Origin of the sequence: Pseudomonas sp. Sample_20 (genome assembly GCF_004307585.1) — a bacterium.
GTDB lineage: Bacteria > Pseudomonadota > Gammaproteobacteria > Pseudomonadales > Pseudomonadaceae > Aquipseudomonas > Aquipseudomonas atacamensis.
This window is the reverse complement of record NZ_RCOA01000024.1, coordinates 1-23575: the sequence shown is the minus strand read 5'-3', so window position 1 is coordinate 23575 and position 23575 is coordinate 1. Positions and strand designations below refer to the sequence as shown.

Genomic DNA, 23575 nt, shown 5'->3' with positions numbered 1-23575 from the left:
GATGGCGCGATCTCTCGCTTTCAGAGAATCGCCGCGTTGCTGCGTTGCGCCTGCTTGAGGTAAATACCCAGCTCCCGCGCCGGCAGCGGTTTGCTGTAGTGGTAGCCCTGACCTTCGTGGCAACCCTCGGAAATGATGTAGGTTTCCTGCTCGGCGGTTTCCACGCCTTCGGCAATCACCTGCATGCCCAGGCTCTTGCCCAGTTGAATGATCGCGCGAACGATGGTCGCGTCATCGTCGTCATCGAGCAGGTCCTGAACGAAGCTCTTGTCGATCTTGATCTTGTCCAGCGGCAGGCTTTTCAGATAACTGAGGGACGAGTAGCCGGTGCCGAAGTCGTCGATCGCGATCAGCGCACCGGAGCGGCGCAGGCTGAGCAGATGCTGGGCGGCGGTGGTGATGTCTTCCATCAGGCCGGTTTCGGTGACTTCCAGTTCCAGACTGCGCGGCGGTAAGCGGTACATCTGCAACAGGTTGTTGACCACCCTCGGCAGCTCGGCGTGGTGCAGTTGCACGGTGGACAGATTGACCGCCATGCGCAGATCGACGAAACCCTGATCGTGCCACTCGCGCAATTGCTTGCAGGCCTGATCGAGCACCCACTCGCCGATGGCGATGATCGTGCCGTTCTGTTCGGCCAGCGGAATGAACAGGTCCGGCGGCACCAGACCGTGTTCCGGATGTTGCCAGCGAATCAGCGCTTCGACGCCGACCACGCGGTGATCGCGATAGCTGATCTGCGGCTGATAGACGAGGTAGAACTGGTCGCGGATCAGCGCATCGCGCAAATCTTTTTCCAGCTCGCGACGACGGCGCATCTCGCTGTCGACGCTGGCGATGTAGAACTGATAACGATTGCGCGAGCGGGTCTTGGCCAGGGTCATGGTCTGCTCGGCTTTCTGCAACAGCTTCTCGGTGCTGTCGCCGTCCTCCGGAAACAGGGTGATGCCGATAGTCGCGCGCAGGCGGATTTCATGATCGTCGAGGGCGAAGGGCGCCTCGAGGTCATCGAGAATGCTTTGCGCCAGTTCTGCTGCTTCGTAAGGCTGTTCAATGTCGGCCTGCACCAGCGCGAACTGATCGCCGCCGAGGCGAGCGAGCGCGCCAAGACGACCACTGTGGGCACGTAAACGATCGGCCAGGGCCAGCAGCAATTGGTCACCGGTCTGGTAGCTGAATTGCTCGTTGATGCCCTTGAAGTCATCCAGGCCGACGCACAACACCGCGACGCGGCGCTGCAGCTTGCCGGCATCGACGAGAATCTTGTCCAGTTGCTGCTGCAATTGCTGGCGGTTCGGCAGACCGGTGAGGAAGTCGTACTGGGCCATGCGCAGCAGGCTGTTTTCCGCTTCGTGGCGCAGGTGGGTGTTGCGTTCGATGGACTCGAGCAACTGGTTGGCGGTGTTGATCCACAGGCCCAGTTCGTTTTTTTCGTGGCCCTTGATCTGCGGAATCTTGTGCTCGCTGGGACGATCGGGGTTGATCTCGGTGAGGTGCTCGATGATTCGTGACAGCGGTTTGGTCAGCAACCAGTGATAGACCAGATACAGCACCAGGCCCAACGCCAGTGCCCGCAACACCCCGGAAATGAAAATGATCACCGAGCTGACGATAAACCCTTCGCCATAAGTGGCGGTGTCGAGGGTGATGCTCAGGTCGCCGTAATATTCGCTGTAGGGGCCACGGCCGACCAATTGCGTGGTGAAGGTGCGTTCCTGGCCAAGAATCAGGTCGGTCAGCCAACGGCTGTTGGAATGCTGCAGCTCGCGGGATTTCTGCGCCAGCATGGCTTCGTTGGGATGGCCGATCGAGGCCTGACGCACGGCGTCGTCCTGGAACAGCCCTTCGATCACCTGCATGCCCATTTCCCGATCCAGGCTGTACACGGCCTGGGTCGATGGATCGCGGAACATGTCGAGGATGCGCTCGGCGTCGCCGGCAACCGCCTGACGGGTCTTGTAGGCATCGAAGACAATCTGCGCGCAGCTCAAGACTACGCCTACGATCAATGCCGACAGGAGCACGACCCGGAGCAACTTCACCGACAAGCTGTTCTTGAGTTCCAGCTTCAAAGGGTTATTCCTTGTTCCGTGCGGGTAGCGTCAAGTTGCCATGAGTATTGGCAATCCCGGGTTGGCAGTCAAAGGGACAATCGGGCACGGGAAAAGTCGCCGTGATCCTGGCCGCAATGTCGTCATTTGAGTAATAGCTCTGAATTAACTGTGTCGGTTGCAGTTGCCTTCAACTTGAGCACTGGGTCAAAGATTTTTTCTTGCCTGTGATGGTAGTCGGCTGGGGGCTGGCGGCAAACGGCGCGAAGCTGCTTTTATCGTGCGAGAAACGCCATGCGCCGGGCATAAAAAAACCCGACCGAAGCCGGGTTTCTCGTCTGGCGCGAAGCTTAAGCGGTGAAGGTCTTGCCTTCGAACTGCTCGGCCACGAACTTCCAGTTGACCAGGTTCCAGAACGCTTCAACGTACTTCGGACGCAGGTTGCGGTAGTCGATGTAGTAAGCGTGTTCCCAGACGTCGCAGGTCAGCAGCGGGGTGTCGCCGCTGGTCAGCGGGTTGCCGGCGCCGATGGTGCTGGCCAGGGCCAGGGAACCGTCAGCCTTTTTCACCAGCCAGCCCCAGCCGGAACCGAAGGTGCCGATCGAGGTTTTGCTGAATTCTTCCTTGAACTTGTCGAACGAACCGAACGCTGCGTTGATGGCATCTGCCAGGGCGCCGGTTGGTTGACCGCCGGCGTTTGGCGCCAGGCAGTTCCAGTAGAAGGTGTGGTTCCAGACCTGAGCGGCGTTGTTGAAGATGCCGCCCGAAGAAGTCTTGACGATTTCTTCCAGGGTCTTGCCTTCAAACTCGGTGCCTGGCACCAGGTTGTTCAGGTTCACGACGTAGGTGTTGTGGTGCTTGTCGTGGTGGAACTCCAGGGTTTCCTTGGAGATGTGCGGCTGCAGGGCATCGTGTGCGTAAGGCAGCGGCGGCAATTCGAAAGCCATGATGATTCTCCTAATCAGGTCTGTTGCGGTGAGCGCAAGGCCGATCACGGGCGGCCGGAAATGCACCGGCGAGTTTTTACTCTTTGCGGCGCAGGGTTCGGATCATAGCACCGGGGTCACGCCTTAACCACGCAACAACTGTGTGGGATAGAGGTTCCAGAGCCTTTGGCAATTATTCATCCGGCGATGATCAACTGCGCGGCCACGGCGAACATCATCAACGCCACCACCAGATCGAGAATGCGCCACGTGCTCGGGCGGGCCAGCCACGGTGCCAGCCACGCCGCGCCGAGGGCCAGGGTGAAAAACCACAGCAACGATGCACTCGCCGCGCCGACCACATAAGCGCCCGGCACCGATTGCTGCGCGCCCAGCGAGCCGATCAGCAATACCGTATCCAGATAAACGTGGGGGTTGAGCAAGGTCACCGCCAGGGCGCTAAGCATCACTGCGCGCAGCGAACGCACGGTCTGGTTTTCGCCTTGCTCAAGGCTCTGTTTCGAGCAGGCCCGGCGCAGCGCCTGGCTGCCGTACCAGATCAGAAACGTCGCGCCGCCCCAACGGGCGATCGCCAGCAGGGTCGGGTTCTGCGCGAGGATCGTCGCCAGGCCGAACACCCCGGCCGCGACCAGAATTGCGTCACACACCACGCACAATGCCGCCACCGGCAAATGGTGTTCACGGCGCAGGCTTTGCGCCAGGACAAAAGCGTTCTGCGTGCCGATCGCCATGATCAGGCCGAACGCCACCAGCAGGCCGTTTACGTAGCTTTGCCACATGGGAGAGATCCTTGAAAGAGAGTGCTTGCTGGCTATTCTCCGGTGTGACGCTGTATAAGAAAAACCAATAGTGCTGATCGCCCATTAGGAAAACTGATGTTCGACTATAAATTGCTTTCCGCGCTCGCCGCTGTGGTCGAGCAGGCCGGATTCGATCGCGCCGCACAGGTGCTGGGCCTGTCGCAGTCGGCGATCTCCCAGCGCATCAAATTGCTTGAAGCGCGGGTCGGCCAGCCAGTGCTGGTGCGTGAAACACCGCCATCGCCGACCGAGATCGGCCGACGCTTGCTCAACCATGTGCAGCAGGTGCGTCTGCTCGAGCGCGACCTGCAATCAGTGGTGCCGGCGCTGGACGAAGAAGGCCTGCCCGATCGCCTGCGCATCGCCCTCAACGCCGACAGCCTCGCCACTTGGTGGGCCGAGGCCGTCGGCGATTTCTGCGCCGAGCAGCATTTGTTGCTCGACCTGATCGTCGAAGACCAGACCGTCGGCCTCAAGCGCATGCGTGCCGGTGAAGTGGCTGCGTGCCTGTGCGCCAGCGAGCGGCCGGTGGCCGGCGCACGCAGCGTATTGCTCGGCGCCATGCGTTATCGCGCCTTGGCCAGTCCGGCCTTCATCGCCCGGCATTTTCCCGATGGCGTACGCGCCGAACAGCTGCCGCGCACCCCGGCGCTGGTGTTCGGCCCGGACGATTTCCTTCAGCATCGCTATCTGGCGCTGTTGGGCGTCGACGGCGCGTTCGAGCATCACTTATGCCCGTCTTCCGAAGGCTTCATTCGCCTGACCGAAGCCGGTCTGGGCTGGGGCTTGGTGCCAGAGTTGCAGGTGCGCGAGCAATTGCAACGCGGGGTGCTGCGCGAATTGCTGCCAGATAAACCGATCGACGTGCCGCTGTACTGGCATCATTGGCGCAATGGCGGCCAGTTGCTCAATCTACTGACCGAACAACTGCTGCGCTCCTCAAAGCAATGGCTAGTGGCTTGAACGCAGCAACAAGCGTCAAGCTGCAAGCGGCAAGAACACGCACCGTTTCAACTTGCAGCTGAAAGCTCGAAGCTTGCAGCTGCTTCCCTGGAGTTTTTGATGAAGATTTTGGTTACCGGCGCCAGCGGCTTTATTGGCGGGCGCTTTGCGCGTTTCGCCCTGGAGCAGGGCCTTGAAGTGCGGGTCAACGGTCGCCGGGCCGAGAGCGTCGAGCATCTGGTGCGCCGCGGTGCCGAGTTCGTGCCGGGCGATCTGACCGACGCCGATCTGGTGCACGACCTGTGCCGTGACGTCGAAGCCGTGGTGCATTGCGCCGGTGCGGTTGGCGTGTGGGGGCGTTATCAGGACTTTCATCAGGGCAACGTCGAAGTCACCGAAAACGTCGTCGAAGCGTGCCTCAAGCAGCGGGTGCGGCGGCTGGTGCATCTGTCGTCGCCGTCGATCTATTTCGATGGCCGCGACCATCTCGGTCTGACCGAAGAGCAAGTGCCCAAACGCTTCAAGCATCCCTACGCCGCGACCAAATATCTGGCCGAGCAGAAAGTCTTCGGTGCCCAGGAATTCGGTCTGGAAACCATCGCCCTGCGCCCGCGTTTCGTCACCGGTGCCGGCGACATGAGCATCTTCCCGCGCCTGCTGAAGATGCAGCGCAAGGGCCGGCTGGCGATCATCGGCGACGGCTTGAACAAGGTCGATTTCACCAGCGTGCAAAATCTCAACGAAGCCATGCTCAGCAGCCTGTTGGCGCAAGGTTCGGCGCTGGGCAAGGCCTACAACATCAGCAACGGTTCGCCGGTGCCGCTGTGGGATGTGGTCAATTACGTGATGCGGCGGATGGACGTCGATCAGGTGCGCAAATATCGCTCCTACGGTCTCGCGTACAGCGTCGCGGCGCTCAACGAAGGCGCGTGCATGCTCTGGCCGGGACGCCCTGAGCCGACCCTGTCGCGCCTGGGCATGCAGGTCATGAAAAAAAACTTCACCCTCGACATCAGCCGCGCCCGGCATTATCTCGACTACGATCCGAAAGTCAGCCTGTGGGCGGCCCTCGATGAGTTCTGCGCGTGGTGGAAAGCCCAGGACATCCGTTGAAACGATTCGGCCGGGCGGCAATGAACCGCCTTGCGGGTTGAGGGTCAATGCCTGCGGCTGCGGCGGTTATACTTCGCAGCATTTAGCCATCACCGCGTTTGCCAAAGGTTGCCTCAATGTCCATGCGAAACGATGCCCACGACGACGATTTCGACAACGTGCCAAGCCTGCGCGCCGACCCGTTCGATGACGATGACATCGCGCCCGGCCCCCGCACTTCCGTGCATTCGCGCAGCGCGCCAGTGGTCAAGGTCAAGGCCGCCAGCACCGGGCCGCTGTGGGCGCTGGTCGGCGCGTTGTTTTTTGCCTTCATCGGTCTGGCCTGGTGGAGCTTCCAGCAGATCTCGCTGATGGAGCAGCAACTGGTCGCCACCCAGGAAAGCTTCGCCCGCATCAGCGAAGAAGCGGCGGGGCGCCTGCAGGATATTTCCGGCAAGGTCGTCGCCAGCCAGAGCAACGTCAGCAGCGACAGCGAAGCGCTGAAGCTGCAAATCAAGCAACTCGAAGGCAAGCTGCTCGACCAGAGCAAGCAGCAGCAAGGCGTGGCCGGGCAGGCCAGCGAACTGGACAAGCGTCTGGCGCAGATGACCGCGCAGACCACCGAACAACAGAACGCCAATACGCAGTTGCAGGCTCAGGTCAAAGCCTTGAGCGCCGAGCTGGCGACCATTAAAAGCACCCCGGCCGATACCAGCAAGGTCGATGCGCAGTTGAAAGCTTTCGATGCCCAATTCAAAAGCCTCGGCGCGGATATCGCCGCGCTGAAGAAACAGGGCAATCCGAGCGCGGCGATCGATCGTCTGGAGCAGGACATCGTGGTGCTGAAAAGTCAGCAGGACAACCGCCCGGCAGCGCCACAGGGTGGCGGCAATACTGCCGAGTTCGATGCATTCCGCGCGCAGATGACCCGCAACCTGAATACCTTGCAGGCGCAGATCCAGAATCTCCAGCAGCAGATCAATTCCCGCCCGTAGCGACTGATCTGTTGCCTGGAGGGCTTTGTGGCGAGGGGATTTATCCCCGCTGGGCTGCGAAGCAGCCCCAAGGCTGGCAGTCCTGATCTTCAGGTAAAACGCGTCAGCCGGATGCGCCGGCTGCGCCGCCGAACGGGAATAAATACCCTCACCACAGCGGCCTGTAATCCCCTGCATCATTCTGAATACTCGTACATCAGCCCAAGCCGTCTACGCTCTTGAAACACCAAAAAGAACGAGGGATGCGCTATGGGGTTTTTGCATAAAGTGGCCTGGCTCGGCCTGATGTTGTTGGCCGGCTTCGGCCAGGCCAGCGCCGCCACCGCCGCCAAGGATGACAGTCAGGCCGCCATTGCCCTGCTGGAAAAAGCCTTGGCCTACTACCACGACAATGGTGACAAGGCGTTCGCCGCCTTCAGCCGCCAGGGTGAGTTCGTCGACAAGGATCGCTACGTGTTCGTCCTCGACACCAAAGGCGTCATGCTTGCCAGTGGCGGGCCGTCATCGGCGCTGATCGGCCGCGATGTCAGCGAAGTGCTCGGGCCGGATCTGCAGAAGGCGTTCAAGGATGCGTTGAAAGTGCCGGAAGGCAACGGTATCCAGCAGGCCGAATACCGCTGGCAGAACTGGGCCGACGGCAAGGTCGAGCGCAAGCATGTGTTCTACCAGCGCGTCGGGCAGCGCATTCTCGCGGTGGGTTACTACTTGCCACGGGCTTCGGCTGAGCAGGCCAAGGCCTTGCTGGACAAAGCCGCGACGGATCTGAGCAAGGACGAGAAGGGCACGCTGGTTGCGATCAACTCGCTCAAGGGCGGATATCTGCAGGATGACCTGTATGTCTTCGTGGTCGATCTGAACAACCAGCGGTATGTCGCCCACGGCACCAATCTACGCTTGATCAACACTGATTTTGGCAAGGTCAAGGATCCGGAAGGCAAACCGGTGGGCGAGCCGATTCTGGCGCTGATCGGCAAACAGGATGAAGGCGAATACGAATACCGCTGGAAAAACCCGGTGACCGGCAAGATCGAGGACAAGCATGCGTACCTGAAAAAGGTCGGGCACTTCCTCGTCGCGGTAGGTTACTACAGCCCTTGAGCGCGCGATGATCGTTCCCACGTTCCGCGTGGGAATGCAGCCCGGGACGCTCTGCGTCCCATCCAAGGCCGAACGCAGAGCGTCCGTTGAGGCATTCCCACGCAGAGCGTGGGAACGATCAGCGCAAAAGGCTCATTTCGCGCCGTGCTCCCGCCCGCGCAGCAGGTTGTTCGGCATGGCAATCGCCGCTGCCAGCCCCAGCAACGACACTGCCGTGCTGACCCAGAGCAAGTGGCGGAAGGTCACCAGCAGCTCCGCGCGCAAAGCGTTCTGCGCTTCGCCGGGGGCTGCGTTCAGGCCATCGAGCAGAACGTTGCCCGAATGCCCCTCGCTGATCAGCGAACTGTTTGCCAGATGGGCGAAGCTGGAATCGTGCAGCAACGCCAGCAGCAGCGCCGACATCAGCGCCACGCCCACCGCACCGCCCAGTGAGCGGAACAGGTTGGTGGTGCTGGTGGCGACGCCGATGTCGCGTTGTTCCACCGAGTTTTGCGTGCCGACCAGTGAGGTCGGGAACTGCATGCCGCCAGCGATGCCGCTGAGCAACATGAACAGACCGCTGAGCAGCGTTGCTTGTGGCGGACTGAAGGCCATGCCGAGAATCGAGATCGGCATGAGGATCGCCCCGGTGAGAATCTGCGGTTTGTAGCGTCCGGTGATCGAGGTGCGGCGGCCGGCGAAATAGGCGCCGATCGGCAAGCCCATCGCCAGTGGCAGCAAGTGCAACGCCGCGCTGTCGGCGCCAGCGCCGGTGACGCTTTGAAAGCGCAGCGGCATCAGCACGATCAGCGAAATGGCCTGGAAACTGGTGAAGAAAATCGTGCACCAGCACAACAGGGCATTGCGGTTGGCGAACAGGTGCATCGGCAGCAACGGCTCCCGCGCCCGGCGCTCATGCCAGACGAACAGCGCCAATACCACCACGGCACAAGCGAACAGGCCGAGCACTTCGCTGCTGCGCCATGAATGACCCTGGCCGACTTCAGTGATGCCGAGCAGCAACGCGGTCAGGCCGATGATCATCAGCACCGTGCCGAGGTAATCGATCACCGGTTTACGCTGCGGAATCGGCAAGCCGCGCAGATTGCGCCGAGCCACCCACCAGGCGCCGAGGCCCAGCGGCAGGTTGATCAGAAACACCCAGCGCCACGACAGGTATTCGGTCATGTAGCCGCCAAGCACCGGACCGGCAACGCTGGCCACGGCGTACATGCTGCTGAAGTAACCCTGATAGCGGCCGCGTTCACGCGGCGGGACGATGTCGCCGATGATCGCCTGACTCACCGAGATCATGCCGCCGGCGCCAATGCCCTGAAGGATCCGCGCCAGCACCAGCTGTTCCATGCTCTGCGCCATGCCGCAGAACAGCGAGGCGAGGGTGAACAGGCCCATGCCGAACAGCATCAGTTTGCGTCGCCCGTACAGGTCGCCGAGCTTGCCGTAGATCGGCACCGCCACGGTCATCGCCACCATGTAGCCGGAAATCACCCAGGCCAGCAGGCTGACGTCCTTGAATTGCGCGGAGATCGCCGGCATCGACACGGCGACGATGGTCTGGTCCAGCGCACCGAGGAAGATCGCCATCATCAAGGCGACCAGCACGCTGCGAATGGCCGGTTTGGGCGTTTCAGGCTGATTGAGAGTGGTCACGGAAAACCTGCGGGCAGTGATTGACCCGCATGGACAAGGCGAGCGGGTAAGTGCTCGCCAGTGTAAGTCGATAGCAGGCTATTCGATAGCCTCGTACGGAAGCCCGACGTAATTTTCTGCAATGGTTTTTTGCCCTGCTTGCGAGCTGACAAAGTAGTCCAGTTCCGACGCGCTGATGCGCTGGCTGAATTCATCGTGCTCGTCGAAGCGATGCAGCATCGACGTCATCCACCAGGAAAACCGTTCGGCTTTCCACACCCGGCGCAGGCAGATCTCCGAGTATTTTTCCAGCAGATCGGTGCGGCCTTCGCGATAGACCTTCAGCAGAATATTGAACAACGTGCTGACATCGCTGGCAGCCAGGTTCAAGCCCTTGGCGCCAGTCGGCGGGACGATATGGGCGGCGTCGCCGACGAGAAACATGCGCCCGTACTGCATTGGCTCGACGACAAAACTGCGCAGCGGCGCGATGCTTTTTTCGATCGAAGGACCGGTCACCAGTTTTTCCGCGAGGGCATCCGGCAGGCGCTTTTTCAGCTCATCCCAGAAACGCTGATCGCTCCAGTCATCGACGTTTTCATCCGCCGGCACTTGCAGGTAATAGCGGGTGCGCGTGGCTGAACGCATGCTGCACAAAGCGAAGCCACGTTCGTGGCGGGCGTAGACCAATTCGTCGTGGACCGGCGGTGTGTCGGCGAGAATGCCCAGCCAGCCGAACGGGTAGACCCGCTCGAAAATCTTCAGGCAATCGGCCGGAATCGACTGCCGCGCGACGCCATGGAAACCATCGCAACCGGCGATGTAATCGCAATCAACGCGCCAGCTTTCACCGTCCTTTTCGAAGGTGACAAAAGCTTCGTCGCTTTTCATGTCATGGGGAACGACATTGCTCGCTTGATAAATTGTTGGCGCGCCGGCCTCCCGACGAGCGGCCATCAGGTCGCGGGTGACCTCGGTCTGGCCGTAGACCATTACTGTTTTGCCGCCGGTCAGCGCGTGCAGGTCGATGTGCACCTGACGCCCGTCCAGCGCCAGATCAAAGCCGCCATGAACCAGACCTTCGGCATCCATTCGCTGACCGACGCCGGCCTCACGCAGCAGCTCTACCATGCCTTGTTCAAGCACACCGGCACGGATGCGCCCAAGAATGTAATCGGGCGTCTGGCGTTCGAGGATCAGGGTGTCGATGCCAGCGTTGTGCAGCAACTGGCCGAGAAGCAGTCCGGAAGGACCGGCGCCGATAATGGCGACTTGGGTTTTCAGGATTTTCATTGTTTTTATGACTCGCAAGCTTCACGCAGCAACAGCCGGTGAATGATTTTATGGATCGAGTGCTTGCATTTTTCCCTTGCGGGTCTGTCAATTGAAGGTGAAAACTGAGCCGATACCTGTACATTCTGCCAATCGGTGCGATTATCGCCCAAAAACCAGAGGCCTGGATTGAAGTATGAACAAGCCTGCCCTGCCTTCTATTCCGGTGTTCAAGCTCTATGGTGAAAGCCTGGACTGGCCGACCCCGGACTTGCTGCACTGTGAAACCATTTCCTCGCGCAGTCGCGAACACCAATGGGAAATCAAACCTCACCGCCATGCGGATCTGTGCCAGCTGCTGTTCGTTTTCAAAGGTCAGGCAGAGCTCGAAATCGAAGGCCAGCGCACGCAACTCGAGACGCCAGCGATTCAGGTGCTGCCACCGTTGTCGGTGCACGGGTTTCGTTTTTCCGAGGATGTTGAAGGCTTCATCGTTACCTTGGCCACGCCGCTGATCAAGCATTTGCAGGCGCAACTGGGCGATTCGGTACACGCGTTGGCTCGGGCGGAAAACTACCCGGCCGGCAAGGATGGCGATTATCTCAACAGCCTGTTTTCAGCGTTGCAGGCCGAGTACAACGGCCATCAACCGGCGCGGGAAATGCTCATGCATTCGCTGGTCAGCGTGATCATGGTCTGGGTCAGCCGCCAGGCGATCGTTCGGCACAAGGCCAGCCAACGGCCGCAACGCCAGCGCGAATACCTCAACGGTTTCATTCAGTTGGTGGAAGAGACTTACCGCCAGCACGTCAAGGTCGAAGACCTCGCCCATCGCCTGGGCATCTCCGTGTCGCACCTCAACGGCACCTGCCGTGAACTGGCCGGGCAACCGGCGTTGCAGATCATGCACGAGCGTCAGTTGCTGGAAGCCAAGCGCCTGCTGACCTACACCAGCATGACGATTTACGAGATGTCGGAGCTGTTGGGGTTTTCCGATCCGACCAATTTCACGCGCCTGTTCCGCCGCCGGGTGGGAATTTCGCCAAAGGCATTCCGCGACCGCTTGAAGGCCGAGCAACAACCTTAAAAGCACCACCCAACACCTGTGGGAGCGAGCTTGCTCGCGAAGGCGGAGTGTCATCCAACAAACAGGCTGACTGACCCACCGCTTTCGCGAGCAAGCTCGCTCCCACAGGGTTGCATTCCAGCGCAGGTCTATCAGCGCAATGCGTTCAGCGTGGCATTGTGCGGAATACACCGCTCATAGTTGCAGCTCGCATACTCGCGCGGCAGCTGGCGCAACTGCTCGACCCGCCAGGCAGCGGTGCCGTACAGCGCCAGCGTGGCGGCGCAGGTGATGAAGATGGCGGCGTATCTTTTTGTTTTGATGTTCATGGTGTTCGACCTCTGAACGTCTACCTTGCGGTATTACTTTGAGCATAGAACAAGATCAAAAGATCGCAGCCTTCGGCAGCTCCTACAGTGGAAACGCATTCCAAATGTAGGAGCTGCCGAAGGCTGCGATCTTTTGACTTTTACAATCCCACATCCCAGGCTGGGTTCTCCGGGAAACGCTGAACCAGAAAGTCGAGCATGCTGCGCAGGGCCGCCGGCATGTGTTTGCGTGAGGCGTACACCGCGTAGATATTCATCTGGCGCGGTTCGACATGTGGCAGCAAACGCAGCAGTTCGCCGCTGTGAATATGCACGCCAGCCTGGTAGGTCGGCAGCATCGCCACGCCCGCGCCGGCCAGGGTTGCGCGCAGAAGGGTGCTGGCCTCGTTGGCGCTGATATTGCCCTGCACCGGTACCGAAACCGGTTCGCCATCCTCCTCGAAATGCCACAGGCTCTTGCCGAAATAGGAATGGGTCAGGCAGTTATGTCGGCTCAAATCCTCAACCGTTTGCGGCGCCGGATGCTCAAGCAGGTAAGCCGGCGCTGCGCAGACCACCGAGCGGCACACGGTCAGGCGCCGGGCGATCAGATTCGGATCAAGATCATTGCTGGTGCGAATCGCCAGATCGATGCGTTCATCGACCAGATTCACCGTGCGGTCGAGCATCTGCAGATCGATGCTCACGCCGGGGTAAAGCCTGACGTATGCCGCCATCGCATCGGCCAGTTGCGCTTGGCCAAACGAGGTGCTGACGCTGATCCGCAGCAGTCCGCGCGGCGCGTCATCGGGTTCGCTGACGGCGGCCTGCATGTCGTGCGACAGGTCGATCATCTGCCGGCAGCGCGGGAGGATTTCACTGCCGGCGGCGGTCAGGCTCAATTTGCGCGTGGTGCGGTGCATCAGCCGCGCACCGACCCAGTCTTCCAGCTCCGCCAGATAGCGCGACACCACTGGCCGCGACAGGTCGAGGTGATCGGCCGCCGCCGACTGGCTGCCCAGGTCCACCACCGTGACGAATACCCGCATTGCTTGAAGCCGATCCATGATTTGCCCGCTTTCAGAAACAAACTATGTCCAAGCATCGCATTTTTTGTACTGAGTCTGGCAACTAAGCTCTGTTGCATCGCCAGACTGGCATTCGTAATCCGGAGCAACAAATGATCGGCTTCACCCCCTTCAAACGCGTTCTGCTCGCCGCAGCATTTTTCGGCTTTGCCGCCCATGCATCCGCCGCCGAGCTGAGCCTTGATGTCTACAACCCGGGCACCCAGGCGATTTTCCCGGTCAGCTCGGTGCTGGTCAGCGGTGAGAAAGAAGCGATTCTGGTCGATGCGCAATTCGGCAAATCCCAGGCCGAACAGGTGGTGGAGAAGATCCGCGCCAGTGGCAAACAGTTGACCACCATCTACATCAGCCACGGTGACCCGGATTACTACTTCGGCCTCGACACCCTGACCAAAGCATTTCCGCAGGCAAAAGTGCTGGCTTCGCAGCCGACCGTCGATCACATCAAGCACACCGTCGACGGCAAGCTGGCGTACTGGGGGCCGAAAATGGGCGCCGACGTGCCGGCGAAAACCATCGTCCCGGACGTGCTCAAGGGCGACAGCCTGACCCTCGAAGGCAAGCAATTGCAGGTGATCGGCCTCGACGGCAAGCAACCGGATCGCAGCTTCGTATGGATCCCGTCGCTGAAAGCGGTGGTCGGGGGCGTGGTGGTCGCCGAGAACATTCATGTGTGGATGGCCGACACCCAGACCGCGCAATCCCACGCCGACTGGCTGTACACCCTGCACACCATCGAAAGCCTGAAACCGCAAACCGTGGTGCCCGGCCATTTTCTGGGTGACAGCAGCCGCTCGCTGGCCAGCGTGAAATTCACTGCCGATTACATCAAGGCCTTCGATGCCGAAACCGCCAAGGCCAAAGACTCTGCTGCACTGATCGCAGCGATGAAAAAACGCTACCCGCAGCTGGGCGAGGAAAGCTCGCTGGAACTCAGCGCGAAAGTCGCCAAGGGCGAGATGCAGTGGTAAGCCGAACCTGAACACGCAGCATTTTCAAGCCAACTGGAGAATGTCATGAGCAAGATCGCAATCATTGGTGCCACCGGCCGTGCCGGTAGCCAACTGCTGGAAGAAGCCCTGCGTCGCGGCCACAGCATCACCGCCATTGCCCGCGATACCTCAAAGGTCGGTGATCGCGCCGGTGTCGTCAGCAAGAGCCTCGACGTGCTGGATTCGGCGGCGTTGCAAGCGGCGCTGACCGGTCACGATGTGGTGATCAGCGCAGCGCACTTCGCCACCGTCCCGGCCTCGGCGATTGTCGGACCGGTGAAGCAGGCGGGCGTGAAGCGCTTGCTGGTGGTCGGCGGCGCCGGTTCGCTGTTGCTGCCGGATGACACGCGGGTGATCGACAGTGCCGGTTTCCCGGCCGAATACAAAGCCGAGGCGAGCGCAGGGGCGGCGTTTCTTGATGCGCTGCGTCAGGAGCAGGAACTGGACTGGACCTTTTTGTCGCCGTCGGCGGAGTTTGTCGAGGGTGAACGCAGCGGCCAGTATCGCGTCGGCAAGGATCATCTGTTGGTCAGTGCCGAAGGACGCAGCTGGATCACCTTTGCCGATTACGCGATTGCGCTGATTGACGAAGTGGAGACGCCGAAGCATCTGCGGCAGCGTTATACGGTCGGGTATTGAGTCAAGCCTTTTCCCCTCACCCCAGCCCTCTCCCGGGGGAGAGGGAGCCGACCGAGTTGTCTTGGGTCACGCATTGACCTGAACGACCGTGTCGATTGTGGATTCGGCGTGGCTGTGTCAGGTCGATGAATCTCTTGAGTATCCCCAATCAGTTCCCTCTCCCTGGGGAGAGGGCTAGGGTGAGGGGAGAGGCTTCAGCGCAAATGAGCCTGCTCAACCAGCCAGAGCATCAGCTCCTCAAGTTGCGGCGAGGGTTCGGCTGCGGCAGGCACCACCACGTAATATGCCAACCCCGTCTTCACCTTCAACGCAAACGGCATCACCAGCCGTCCTGCGTTCAGATCATCGCCAATCAGCGACCAGTCTCCGATCGCCACCCCGGTCCCGTGCGAGGCCATCGACATCGCCTGATCCAGCGTTTCGAAATGCTGCCCGCTGCCAAGGTTGTCCAGGCGCAATCCCGCTGCATCAAGCCATACCGACCAGTCCTGAATGTCGTGGGTCGGGTGCAATAACAGATGCTCTTGCAAATCCTGCGGTGAGTTCAGCGCCGGCGAACCCTTGAGCAATTGCGGCGAGCAGACCGGTGTCAGTTGCTCGTCGAACAGATGCAGCGCGCCTGGCGAATGGTCCGGCGGCGGGCCGTAGATCACCGCGGCGTCGAATTGCTCGCGCTGAAAGTCCACCCCGTGTTGCAGCGAGGCCGTCAATTTGACCGGCACGTCCGGGCGTTCCTTCTGCCATTGCAGCAGACGCGGCAGCAGCCAGCGCATCACGCAGCTCGGTGCCTTGAGTTGCAAGGTTTGCCGCGTCAGACCGATCTGCTCGGTCGCTTCACTGATCAGCCCGAAGACCTTTTCCACTCGCGGCAGCCATTCGCGGCCTTCGGCCGTCAGCGCCAGACCTCGGGCCAGACGAATGAACAGCGGATAACCGAGCTGTTCTTCGAGCCCGGCGATCTGCCGGCTCACCGCGCCCTGGGTGATGTGCAACTGCTCGGCGGCGCGAGTGAAGTTGCAGCATTGCGCTGTGATCCAGAACGTATGCAGAGCGGGCAGGGGGGGCAGGCGTTTCATGGCGATCCGAGGTATGACGTGGGGACATGGCTAGTATGACTTTTAATCGATTGTTGCTGCCAGTTGCGCACCGTTCCAATGGGCACTCCACGGACCCTGTGGGAGCGAGCCTGCTCGCGAAGACGGTTCAAGGTTCGACACGGATGTTGGCTGGACCGCTTATTCGCGAGCAGGCTCGCTCCCACAGGGAGTGTTCAGTGAATGAAAGGGCAATCAACATGGCAACGTGCGGCGAAGTACTGGTCAAGCTGTTGGAGAATTACGGGGTCGAGCAGGTGTTCGGCATTCCCGGTGTGCACACCGTTGAGCTGTATCGAGGCCTCGCGCGTTCAAGCATCAACCACGTCACGCCACGTCACGAACAGGGCGCCGGGTTCATGGCTGACGGCTACGCGCGCACCAGCGGCAAACCCGGTGTGTGCTTCATCATCACCGGCCCGGGCATGACCAATATCACCACGGCCATGGGCCAGGCTTACGCCGATTCGATTCCGATGCTGGTGATTTCCAGCGTGCAGTCGCGCAGTCAGTTGGGCGGTGGGCGCGGCAAGTTGCATGAACTGCCGAACCAGAGCGCACTGGTCGGCGGCGTCGCAGCGTTCTCGCACACGCTGATGTCCGCTGCCGAACTGCCGGTGGTGCTGGCGCGTGCGTTTGCCTTGTTTCAGGCCGGTCGACCGCGTCCGGTGCACATCGAAATTCCGTTGGACGTGCTGGTGGAAGAGGCCGATGAGTTGCTCGCCAGCCTGCCGGTGAATATCGACCGTGCCGGCGCCGCACCGGCTGCCGTGGCTCGCATGAGCGAACTGCTCGCCACCGCGCAACGTCCACTGATTCTCGCCGGCGGCGGTGCTATCGACGCGGCACCGGAGCTGACCCGACTCGCCGAATTGCTCGACGCTCCAGTGGCGCTGACCATCAACGCCAAAGGCATGCTGCCGACCAGCCATCCGTTGTTGATCGGCTCGACGCAAAGCCTGGTCGCCACCCGCGCACTGGTCGCTGAAGCCGACGTGGTGCTGGCGATCGGCACGGAGCTGGCCGAGACCGATTACGACGTGACCTTCGCCGGCGGCTTCGAGATTCCCGGCAAGCTGCTGCGCATCGACATCGATGCCGATCAGACCGTGCGCAACTACCCGCCGCACATCGCACTGGTCGCTGATTCGCGCAACGCCGCGCAAGCCTTGCTCAGCACGCTGATGCAAAAGCCGCTGGTCGAGCGCCGCAATGATTGGGGCCAGGTTCGCGCCGCGCGTCTGCGTAATGAATTGGCGGCGAGCTGGGATGCACCGGCGCTGGCGCAGACGCGTTTCCTCGAAACCGTGTTGCACGAGCTGCCTGACGCGGTGTTCGTCGGCGATTCCACGCAACCGGTGTACACCGGCAACCTCACCTTCAATCCCGAGCGTCCGCGTCGCTGGTTCAACGCATCCACCGGTTACGGCACCCTCGGCTATGCGTTGCCGGCGGCGATTGGTGCGTGGCTCGGCGGCCAACTCGATAACGGCGCGCGACCGCCAGTGGTGTGCCTGATCGGCGACGGCGGCTTGCAGTTCACCCTGCCGGAACTGGCCAGCGCCGTTGAAGCGCGGGTGCCGGTGATCGTGCTGCTGTGGAATAACCAGGGTTACGAGGAGATCAAAAAGTACATGGTCAACCGCGCCATCGAACCGGTCGGCGTGGACATCTACACCCCGGATTTCGTCGCCGTGGCCAAGGGCCTGGGTTGCGCCGCGCAAGCCATCAGCAGCATCGACGAATTGCGCGCAGCGCTGCGTAAAGCGACGGACCGGCAAGGCCCGACGCTGATTGAAATCGACCAGAACCAGTGGATGCAGGCGGTGGCCCAATGATGAGTTTTCCAACCACACTCGACGGGCTCTACATCAACGGTCAATGGTCGTCGGGCCGCGAACATCTGCGGGTGATCAACCCCGCTACCGAAGCGCTGCTGACCACCGTCAATGGCGGTGACGAACACGCCGTCGACCAGGCGATCAGCGCGGCGACCGAGGCGTTCAAAAACTGGTCGCAGACGTCCGGCGCCGAACGCGCTGCGATCCTGCGCAACATTGCCAACGGCGTGCGCAACGGTCGCGATCACTTGATGAACCTGCAGTCGAGCAACAACGGTAAACCGCAGTTCGAAGCGGCCATCGATGTCGATGACGTGATCGCCACTTTCGACTATTACGCCGGACTCGCCGAAGGCTTCGACGCCGGGCAGGACAGCACCGTGCCGCTGCCCAGCGAGGATTTCAGCGCACGCTTGCGGCGTGAACCCTGCGGCGTGGTCGGGCTGATCGTGCCGTGGAATTTCCCCATGGTCACCACCGCGTGGAAACTGGCGCCAGCGCTCGCCGCCGGTTGCTGCGTGGTGCTGAAACCTTCTGAAGTGACGCCGCTGCCGGAGCTGGAACTGGCCGCGATCATCGCTGAATCCGGGTTGCCCGACGGCGTGTTCAATCTGGTCTGCGGCACTGGTCTGGCGGTGGGCGCGCCGTTGTCGGCGGATCCACGTATCGCCAAGATCTCTTTCACGGGCAGCAATGCGGTTGGCGTGCAGGTGATGCAACGCGCTGCTGAAACCGTGAAGGGTGTGAGCCTGGAGCTGGGTGGCAAATCTTCCTTGCTGGTGCTGGCGGATGCCGATCTGCAACTGGCGGTGGAATTGGCCTGTGGCGGCGCGTTCTTCAACGCCGGGCAGATGTGCTCGGCCACCAGTCGGGTGCTGGTTGCCGAGGAATTGATGGATGAATTTCTTCAGCGCCTGCAAAAACGTGCGGAGGCGATTCGAGTCGCCGATCCGTTTGATGCGGATGTGGAGATGGGCGCGCTGGTCAATCAGGCGCAGTACCAGCGGGTGCTTGGGCATATTGATCGCGGTTTGAGCGCCGGGGCGAGGTTGGTGTGCGGCGGTAATCGTCCGGCGCATTTGCCGCGCGGTTATTTTCTGCAACCGACGGTGTTCACCGACGTGCCGCTGGACAGCGCGTTATGGCGTGAAGAGATTTTCGGCCCGGTGGTGTGTGTGCGCAGTTTCGCCAGTGAGAGCGAGGCGATTGCGCTGGCCAACGACACGCAGTTCGGCCTGGTCGCGAGTGTAGTGACGCGCGATGCTGCAACGGCGGATCGCGTGGCCAACGCCTTGCAGGCGGGGCTGGTGTGGATCAATGCGCCACAGGTGATCTTCCCGCAGACGGCATGGGGTGGGTACAAGCAGAGCAGTGTCGGCCGCGAACTGGGGCCTTGGGGGTTGGCGGCGTTTCAGGAGATCAAGCATGTGATCCGCGCGGTCTGATCATAGATATGTAGCGCCTGGACTGACCCCTTCGCGAGCAGGCTCGCTCCCACATTGGAATGCATTTCCCTGTGGGAGCGAGCCTGCTCGCGAAAGCGCCATAAGCCCCACTTCAGATTCCGGATCAGACCGACAGCCGCAACCGCGCCAGATCCCGCAACGGCGGCGCGCCAAACAGGCGGCTGTACTCACGGCTGAACTGGGACGGACTTTCATAGCCCACCCGATACCCCGCCGCCGAAGCTTCCAGGCCTTCGGTCAACATCAGCCGCCGCGCCTCTTGCAGGCGCAGCTGCTTCTGATATTGCAACGGACTCATCGCGGTCATCGCCTTGAAGCGGTGATGCAGGGTCGACACGCTGAGGTTCACTTCCCGCGCCAGATCATCGATGCGCAGCGGTTGCTCGAAGTTGCCGTTGAGCCATTTGATGGCCTGGCTGATGCGATGGCTCTGGCTGTTGGCAATCGCAATCTCATACAAACGATGACCCTGCGGACTACGCAGCAGGCGATAGAGAATCTCCCGGCGAATCAGCGGCGCGAGCATGGCGATGTCTTTCGGCGCGTCGAGCAGCCGGGCCAGACGCAGCACCGCGTCGAGCATGGCGCTGTCGATTTTTTCCACGTACAGACCACGCCCGGTCGGCCGCGTCGGCACGCCCATCGGGCCGGCGTCGGCGATCAGCGCGGTGATTTCGGTCGGGTCGATATCCAGGCGCACGGCGAGGATCGGTTCCTCTGGCGAGACGTTGACCACGCGGCCGCTGAGCGGCATCGAAACCGACACCACCAGATAATTCAGCGGGTCGTAGTTGAAGAACTCGTCGGCCAGGCGGACCTCTTTGCGCCCCTGCGCCATGATGCACAGCGCCGGCTGCGCGAGTACCGGGGCAAAGTCATGGGACTGGGTGTGACGCGACATCACCAGTGAGCCGATGGCAGTCTGGTAGCTGCCATCGTCGCTGGTGTTGCGGCGGATGATCGCCGCCAGCTCCGCGCGCTGCTTTTCCATATCGGCGCTGGGTTCGGCTTGAAAACGATCGAATGACGTCATGCACGGCATCCTCGGCAAGTGAGGGGGGAATGCAGCAGAGCATATGTTTGTGCAAGCAGCAGCGGTAGACACATTCTGCCAAATGCTTGCCTGATTCTGCCCGCAGGTGCGCGCAGGTCTCCCGCCAGTCGATTCCGTAGGAGCTGCCGAAGGCTGCGATCGTTGATCTTCAAGGCAAAAGCCAAAGATCGCAGCCTTCGGCAGCTCCTACACAAAACGCGTATGACAGACGTGTTGCGCGGGTTTACAGGTTGTTACAGGTCGTCTGCGCAGTCTCGCAGGATTGTGCAACGCGAAGGCAGGAATCGACTAACGGCGCAGCCGGCCCGGCCCTTAATCTTTGCTTCAGTCGCAGCCCGTCCCCCGGCTGCCACGCGATTTCATGGAGGGTTGATCATGTCCAAGCAAATGCCTGTCAGTCATATGGCCTTCGTTCGTGCCCAGGCCGGGCGTTCGGCGGAACTCGGCGTGCGCCTGAGCGCGTTGATCGAGGTCTCGCGCGCGGCGCCCGGCTGCCTGAGTTTTTCCCTGCAACAATCGCAGTGCGACGCCGACCTGTGGCTGGTCAGCGGCTACTGGAGCAGCCAACAGATGATGACGACGTATTTCAACAGTCCGTCAATGGAAGTCTTCGCCGAGCTGGTGCAGGACCTGGTGGTCAACAGCCTCGACTTCCACACCTTCAGGGACGTTTCCGCCGCTCAGGCCCTCGGTCAATGCGCCGCGCCGATACACAAACTTGCCGGTTGAGGGTTTAATGTCCGGCTTATTTGATTGAGCCAGGATCCGCGACATGGCACGTAAAGAGTTTGAACGCTTCGAAGCAGTCTCCGCAGTCGTCCCCGTCGAGCTGGGCGGCAACAAGGGTTATTACGCGGCGATCGCGGTAAAGGCCCTGGTCGATGGCGGCGCCCCACGCTTTCACAAGTTGCTCAATGAGCAAGTGTTCCCCGGCGCCATTGCTGCCGATGACGCAGCCATCAACGAGCTGGACAAGCTCAAGGGCGTCACTGACGACGCCGAGCTGATCTGGTAATTACTTCTGTGCGCCCGGGCGCCACATTTTGAACAGCGCCTCAGGCCCCAGCTGGAAATAATCCGCCGGCCCGCCGCCGCGCAAAATCGGTTGTGCGGCGGCGGTGTCGTAGATGCCATCCTTCAGCAGCCATTTGGCGATGTGCACCGCGACCACCTCGCCGAGGATCAGCCAGCTCGGCACGGTTTCGCCATCGGCGCGTTGCAGCTGGATGATCTGTGTGACCTTGCACTCGAAGGACACCGGACTCTCGGCGACCCGTGGCACCGAAATCACCTTTGACGCCACGGTCGTAAGCCCTGCCAGTTCAAACTCATTGACCTCAGGCGCGACCATCGCGCAGCTCTGGTTCATCTGCTCGGCCAACGGGCGCGTGGCGAGGTTCCAGACGAACTCCCCGGTCTGCTCGATGTTGTTCAGACTGTCTTTGCGCCCGACACTGGAAAAACCAATGATCGGCGGCACGTAGTTGAAGGCGTTGAAGAAACTGTATGGCGCGAGATTGAGCCGGCCTTCGGCATCCTGGGAGGAAATCCAGCCGATGGGGCGCGGGCCGACGATGGCGTTGAACGGATCGTGAGGCAGGCCGTGGCCGTTGGCGGGTTCGTAGAAGTGGATGTCATCGGGCATGGGGAGCGGATTCCTGAGCTGCATTCGGATGCAGCCATAGTGCAAGGACCCAGCGCATATTTCCAGCCAGACGCGAGACCCCGTAGGGTTCGTGGCAGGACACAGATTTTGTGGCCTGCCAGCGAAGTAGCCCTATCAGTCAGTGACGATCCGCGAATGCTTCTGGGTGTCTTTCATGGTGATGTACACCAGCAGCGACACGGCAATGCACGCCGTGACGTACCAGTAGTAACCGGTTTCCATGCCGATGCTCTTGAACCACAGCGCGATGTATTCGGCAGTGCCGCCGAAGATCGACACGGTCAACGCGTACGGCAGGCCAACGCCCAGGGCGCGGATTTCGGTCGGGAACAATTCGGCTTTGACCACCGCATTGATCGAGGTGTAGCCGCTGACGATGATCAACGCCGCCATGATCAGGAAGAACGCGCCCCACCATGTCTGGATGGTGTGCAGGGTCATCAGGATCGGCACGGTGAAAATCGTACCGAGCACGCCGAACGCGATCAGGATCGGACGCCGGCCGATCTTGTCCGACAGGCCACCGATGATCGGTTGCAGACACATGAACAGGAACAGCGTGGCGGCGGAAATGGTGGTCGAGTCGGAGATGCTCATGCCGACCGTGTTCACCAGGTATTTCTGCATGTAGGTGGTGTAGGTGTAGAACGCCAGGGTGCCGCCCATGGTCAGGCCGACCACGGTCAACAGCTCTTTCGGGTGGCGCATCAAGGTGCGCATCGCGCTTTCCTTGGACTTCTCTTTCTTGGTGAACGATTCGGTTTCTTCCATGCCGCGACGCAGGTACAGCGCCACGACCGCACACAGCGCACCGATGGCGAACGGGATACGCCAGCCCCACGCGTAGAGCTGTTCGGTGGTCAGCATGTTTTGCAGCACGATCAATACGCCAAGGGCGATGAGCTGGCCGGAGATCAGGGTCACGTACTGGAAGCTGGAGAAGAAGCCGCGACGTTCCTTGGTCGCCATCTCGGACAGATAAGTCGCCGAGGTGCCGTACTCGCCACCGACCGACAGGCCTTGCAGCAGGCGGGCGAATACCAAGAGGATCGGCGCGCCGATGCCGATGGTTTCATAGTTCGGGCTCAGGGCAATCAGCAGCGAGCCGAAGCACATCAGGTACACCGAGGCCATCAGCGCTTTCTTGCGCCCGACCTTGTCGGCGTACATGCCCATCAGCCAGCCACCTATCGGACGCATCAGGAAGCCCACGGCGAAGATCGCAGCGGTGTTCATCAGTTGCGCGGTGGTGGAGCCGGCGGGGAAGAAGGTTTTCGCGAAGTACAGGGAGAAGGCGGCATACACATACCAGTCGTACCACTCGACCATGTTGCCGACAGAGCCGCTGAAGATCGATTTGATCCGGCTGGCGGTGGTTCTCGGTTTGGCCGGCACGGCAGCCGACCCAAGGGGCAGGGCGTTGGAGTTATCCATTGAAGGATCCTTCGTTTAATTGTTTTTGTGGAGCGCGTCGGAACGCAGCCTGTCAGGGCTATAGCAGGAGGTGTGCCAAGGGGTGAGGGGCCGGTTTAGAG

General features: G+C 61.0%; 22 protein-coding genes and 1 pseudogene. 11 read left to right on the top strand and 12 right to left on the bottom strand.

The genetic code is table 11. The features are described 5' to 3' along the window. Positions 1-20 precede the first annotated feature (20 nt). The 3 genes from D8U70_RS06650 to D8U70_RS06640 all read right to left on the bottom strand — a co-directional run bounded on the left by D8U70_RS06650 (position 21) and on the right by D8U70_RS06640 (position 3777). A complete protein-coding gene (locus tag D8U70_RS06650) occupies positions 21-2072 on the bottom strand; it encodes a bifunctional diguanylate cyclase/phosphodiesterase (protein WP_073473122.1) in 2052 nt (683 codons plus the stop codon). Positions 2073-2401: 329 nt separating this feature from the next. Further along, positions 2402-2998, bottom strand: a complete 597-nt coding sequence (locus D8U70_RS06645) for a Fe-Mn family superoxide dismutase (RefSeq protein ID WP_016773431.1) — start codon at positions 2996-2998, stop codon at positions 2402-2404. Between the two features lie 176 nt (positions 2999-3174). Next, positions 3175-3777, bottom strand: a complete 603-nt coding sequence (locus tag D8U70_RS06640; protein WP_016773432.1) for a LysE/ArgO family amino acid transporter — start codon at positions 3775-3777, stop codon at positions 3175-3177. A 96-nt stretch (positions 3778-3873) separates the two neighbouring features. Here D8U70_RS06640 and D8U70_RS06635 point away from each other — a divergent pair, with 96 nt between their 5' ends. The 4 genes from D8U70_RS06635 (at position 3874) to D8U70_RS06620 (ending at position 7925) form a co-directional block, all read left to right on the top strand. Continuing rightward, positions 3874-4761, top strand: a complete 888-nt coding sequence (locus D8U70_RS06635) for a LysR family transcriptional regulator ArgP (protein WP_076563989.1) — start codon at positions 3874-3876, stop codon at positions 4759-4761. A gap of 99 nt (positions 4762-4860) precedes the next feature. Next, entirely contained in the window at positions 4861-5853 is a 993-nt protein-coding gene (locus D8U70_RS06630; protein ID WP_073471899.1) for an NAD-dependent epimerase/dehydratase family protein, read from the top strand. 116 nt (positions 5854-5969) lie between these two features. Then, the gene (locus tag D8U70_RS06625; protein WP_076563987.1) at positions 5970-6827 is read left to right on the top strand and encodes an ATPase; all 858 of its coding nucleotides are present in this window, start codon (positions 5970-5972) and stop codon (positions 6825-6827) included. Positions 6828-7076: 249 nt separating this feature from the next. After that, the gene (locus tag D8U70_RS06620) at positions 7077-7925 is read left to right on the top strand and encodes a cache domain-containing protein (protein ID WP_122706482.1); all 849 of its coding nucleotides are present in this window, start codon (positions 7077-7079) and stop codon (positions 7923-7925) included. Positions 7926-8057: 132 nt separating this feature from the next. Here D8U70_RS06620 and D8U70_RS06615 read toward each other — a convergent pair whose 3' ends face one another. Both D8U70_RS06615 and pobA read right to left on the bottom strand, forming a co-directional pair. After that, on the bottom strand, positions 8058-9575 hold the full coding sequence (locus tag D8U70_RS06615) for an MDR family MFS transporter (protein ID WP_071173411.1): 1518 nt from the start codon (positions 9573-9575) through the stop codon (positions 8058-8060). Positions 9576-9653: 78 nt separating this feature from the next. After that, positions 9654-10847, bottom strand: coding sequence for a 4-hydroxybenzoate 3-monooxygenase (gene pobA / locus D8U70_RS06610; protein ID WP_130928513.1), 1194 nt, complete (start codon positions 10845-10847; stop codon positions 9654-9656). Positions 10848-11022: 175 nt separating this feature from the next. Between pobA and D8U70_RS06605 the strand changes: the two genes are divergently transcribed. Beyond that, complete coding sequence (locus D8U70_RS06605; RefSeq protein ID WP_071173409.1) at positions 11023-11913, top strand: helix-turn-helix domain-containing protein; 891 nt, start codon at positions 11023-11025, stop codon at positions 11911-11913. Positions 11914-11920: 7 nt separating this feature from the next. Here D8U70_RS06605 and D8U70_RS27940 read toward each other — a convergent pair. The 3 genes and pseudogenes from D8U70_RS27940 to D8U70_RS06595 form a co-directional block, all read right to left on the bottom strand. After that, a pseudogene (locus D8U70_RS27940) lies at positions 11921-12034 on the bottom strand (metal ABC transporter ATP-binding protein); the annotation flags it as partial. 10 nt (positions 12035-12044) lie between these two features. Further along, positions 12045-12221 carry a hypothetical protein gene (locus D8U70_RS27710; protein WP_016773438.1) on the bottom strand — a complete coding sequence of 59 codons (177 nt, stop codon included), beginning with the start codon at positions 12219-12221 and terminating at the stop codon, positions 12045-12047. Positions 12222-12361: 140 nt separating this feature from the next. Further along, positions 12362-13267 carry a LysR family transcriptional regulator gene (locus D8U70_RS06595; RefSeq protein ID WP_206663044.1) on the bottom strand — a complete coding sequence of 302 codons (906 nt, stop codon included), beginning with the start codon at positions 13265-13267 and terminating at the stop codon, positions 12362-12364. A 113-nt stretch (positions 13268-13380) separates the two neighbouring features. Between D8U70_RS06595 and D8U70_RS06590 the strand changes: the two genes are divergently transcribed. Further along, positions 13381-14259, top strand: coding sequence for an MBL fold metallo-hydrolase (locus tag D8U70_RS06590; RefSeq protein ID WP_073471915.1), 879 nt, complete (start codon positions 13381-13383; stop codon positions 14257-14259). A 45-nt stretch (positions 14260-14304) separates the two neighbouring features. Beyond that, positions 14305-14919 carry an NAD(P)-dependent oxidoreductase gene (locus D8U70_RS06585; protein WP_122706474.1) on the top strand — a complete coding sequence of 205 codons (615 nt, stop codon included), beginning with the start codon at positions 14305-14307 and terminating at the stop codon, positions 14917-14919. 194 nt (positions 14920-15113) lie between these two features. Here D8U70_RS06585 and D8U70_RS06580 read toward each other — a convergent pair whose 3' ends face one another. Further along, positions 15114-15995 (bottom strand): LysR substrate-binding domain-containing protein, encoded by an 882-nt coding sequence (locus tag D8U70_RS06580; RefSeq protein WP_073471919.1) that lies wholly within the window; start codon positions 15993-15995, stop codon positions 15114-15116. Between the two features lie 218 nt (positions 15996-16213). On the opposite strand from D8U70_RS06580, the gene D8U70_RS06575 reads away from it, so the two are divergent. Together D8U70_RS06575 and D8U70_RS06570 are read left to right on the top strand one after the other, a co-directional pair. After that, complete coding sequence (locus D8U70_RS06575) at positions 16214-17851, top strand: 5-guanidino-2-oxopentanoate decarboxylase (RefSeq protein WP_130928529.1); 1638 nt, start codon at positions 16214-16216, stop codon at positions 17849-17851. Further along, entirely contained in the window at positions 17851-19299 is a 1449-nt protein-coding gene (locus D8U70_RS06570) for an aldehyde dehydrogenase family protein (RefSeq protein WP_177433951.1), read from the top strand. The genes D8U70_RS06575 and D8U70_RS06570 overlap by 1 nt, the downstream gene beginning before the upstream one ends. Positions 19300-19423: 124 nt before the next feature. On the opposite strand, the gene D8U70_RS06565 is transcribed toward D8U70_RS06570, so the two are convergent. Next, a complete protein-coding gene (locus tag D8U70_RS06565; protein ID WP_016773445.1) occupies positions 19424-20353 on the bottom strand; it encodes an AraC family transcriptional regulator in 930 nt (309 codons plus the stop codon). A 396-nt stretch (positions 20354-20749) separates the two neighbouring features. On the opposite strand from D8U70_RS06565, the gene D8U70_RS06560 reads away from it, so the two are divergent. Both D8U70_RS06560 and D8U70_RS06555 read left to right on the top strand, forming a co-directional pair. After that, positions 20750-21103, top strand: a complete 354-nt coding sequence (locus tag D8U70_RS06560; RefSeq protein ID WP_016773446.1) for an antibiotic biosynthesis monooxygenase family protein — start codon at positions 20750-20752, stop codon at positions 21101-21103. 43 nt (positions 21104-21146) lie between these two features. Continuing rightward, the gene (locus tag D8U70_RS06555; protein ID WP_041479831.1) at positions 21147-21389 is read left to right on the top strand and encodes a hypothetical protein; all 243 of its coding nucleotides are present in this window, start codon (positions 21147-21149) and stop codon (positions 21387-21389) included. Here D8U70_RS06555 and D8U70_RS06550 read toward each other — a convergent pair whose 3' ends face one another. Both D8U70_RS06550 and D8U70_RS06545 read right to left on the bottom strand, forming a co-directional pair. Next, positions 21390-22019 carry a flavin reductase family protein gene (locus D8U70_RS06550; protein WP_071173402.1) on the bottom strand — a complete coding sequence of 210 codons (630 nt, stop codon included), beginning with the start codon at positions 22017-22019 and terminating at the stop codon, positions 21390-21392. Positions 22020-22154: 135 nt separating this feature from the next. Further along, positions 22155-23474, bottom strand: coding sequence for an MFS transporter (locus D8U70_RS06545; RefSeq protein WP_024014128.1), 1320 nt, complete (start codon positions 23472-23474; stop codon positions 22155-22157). Positions 23475-23575 lie beyond the last annotated feature (101 nt).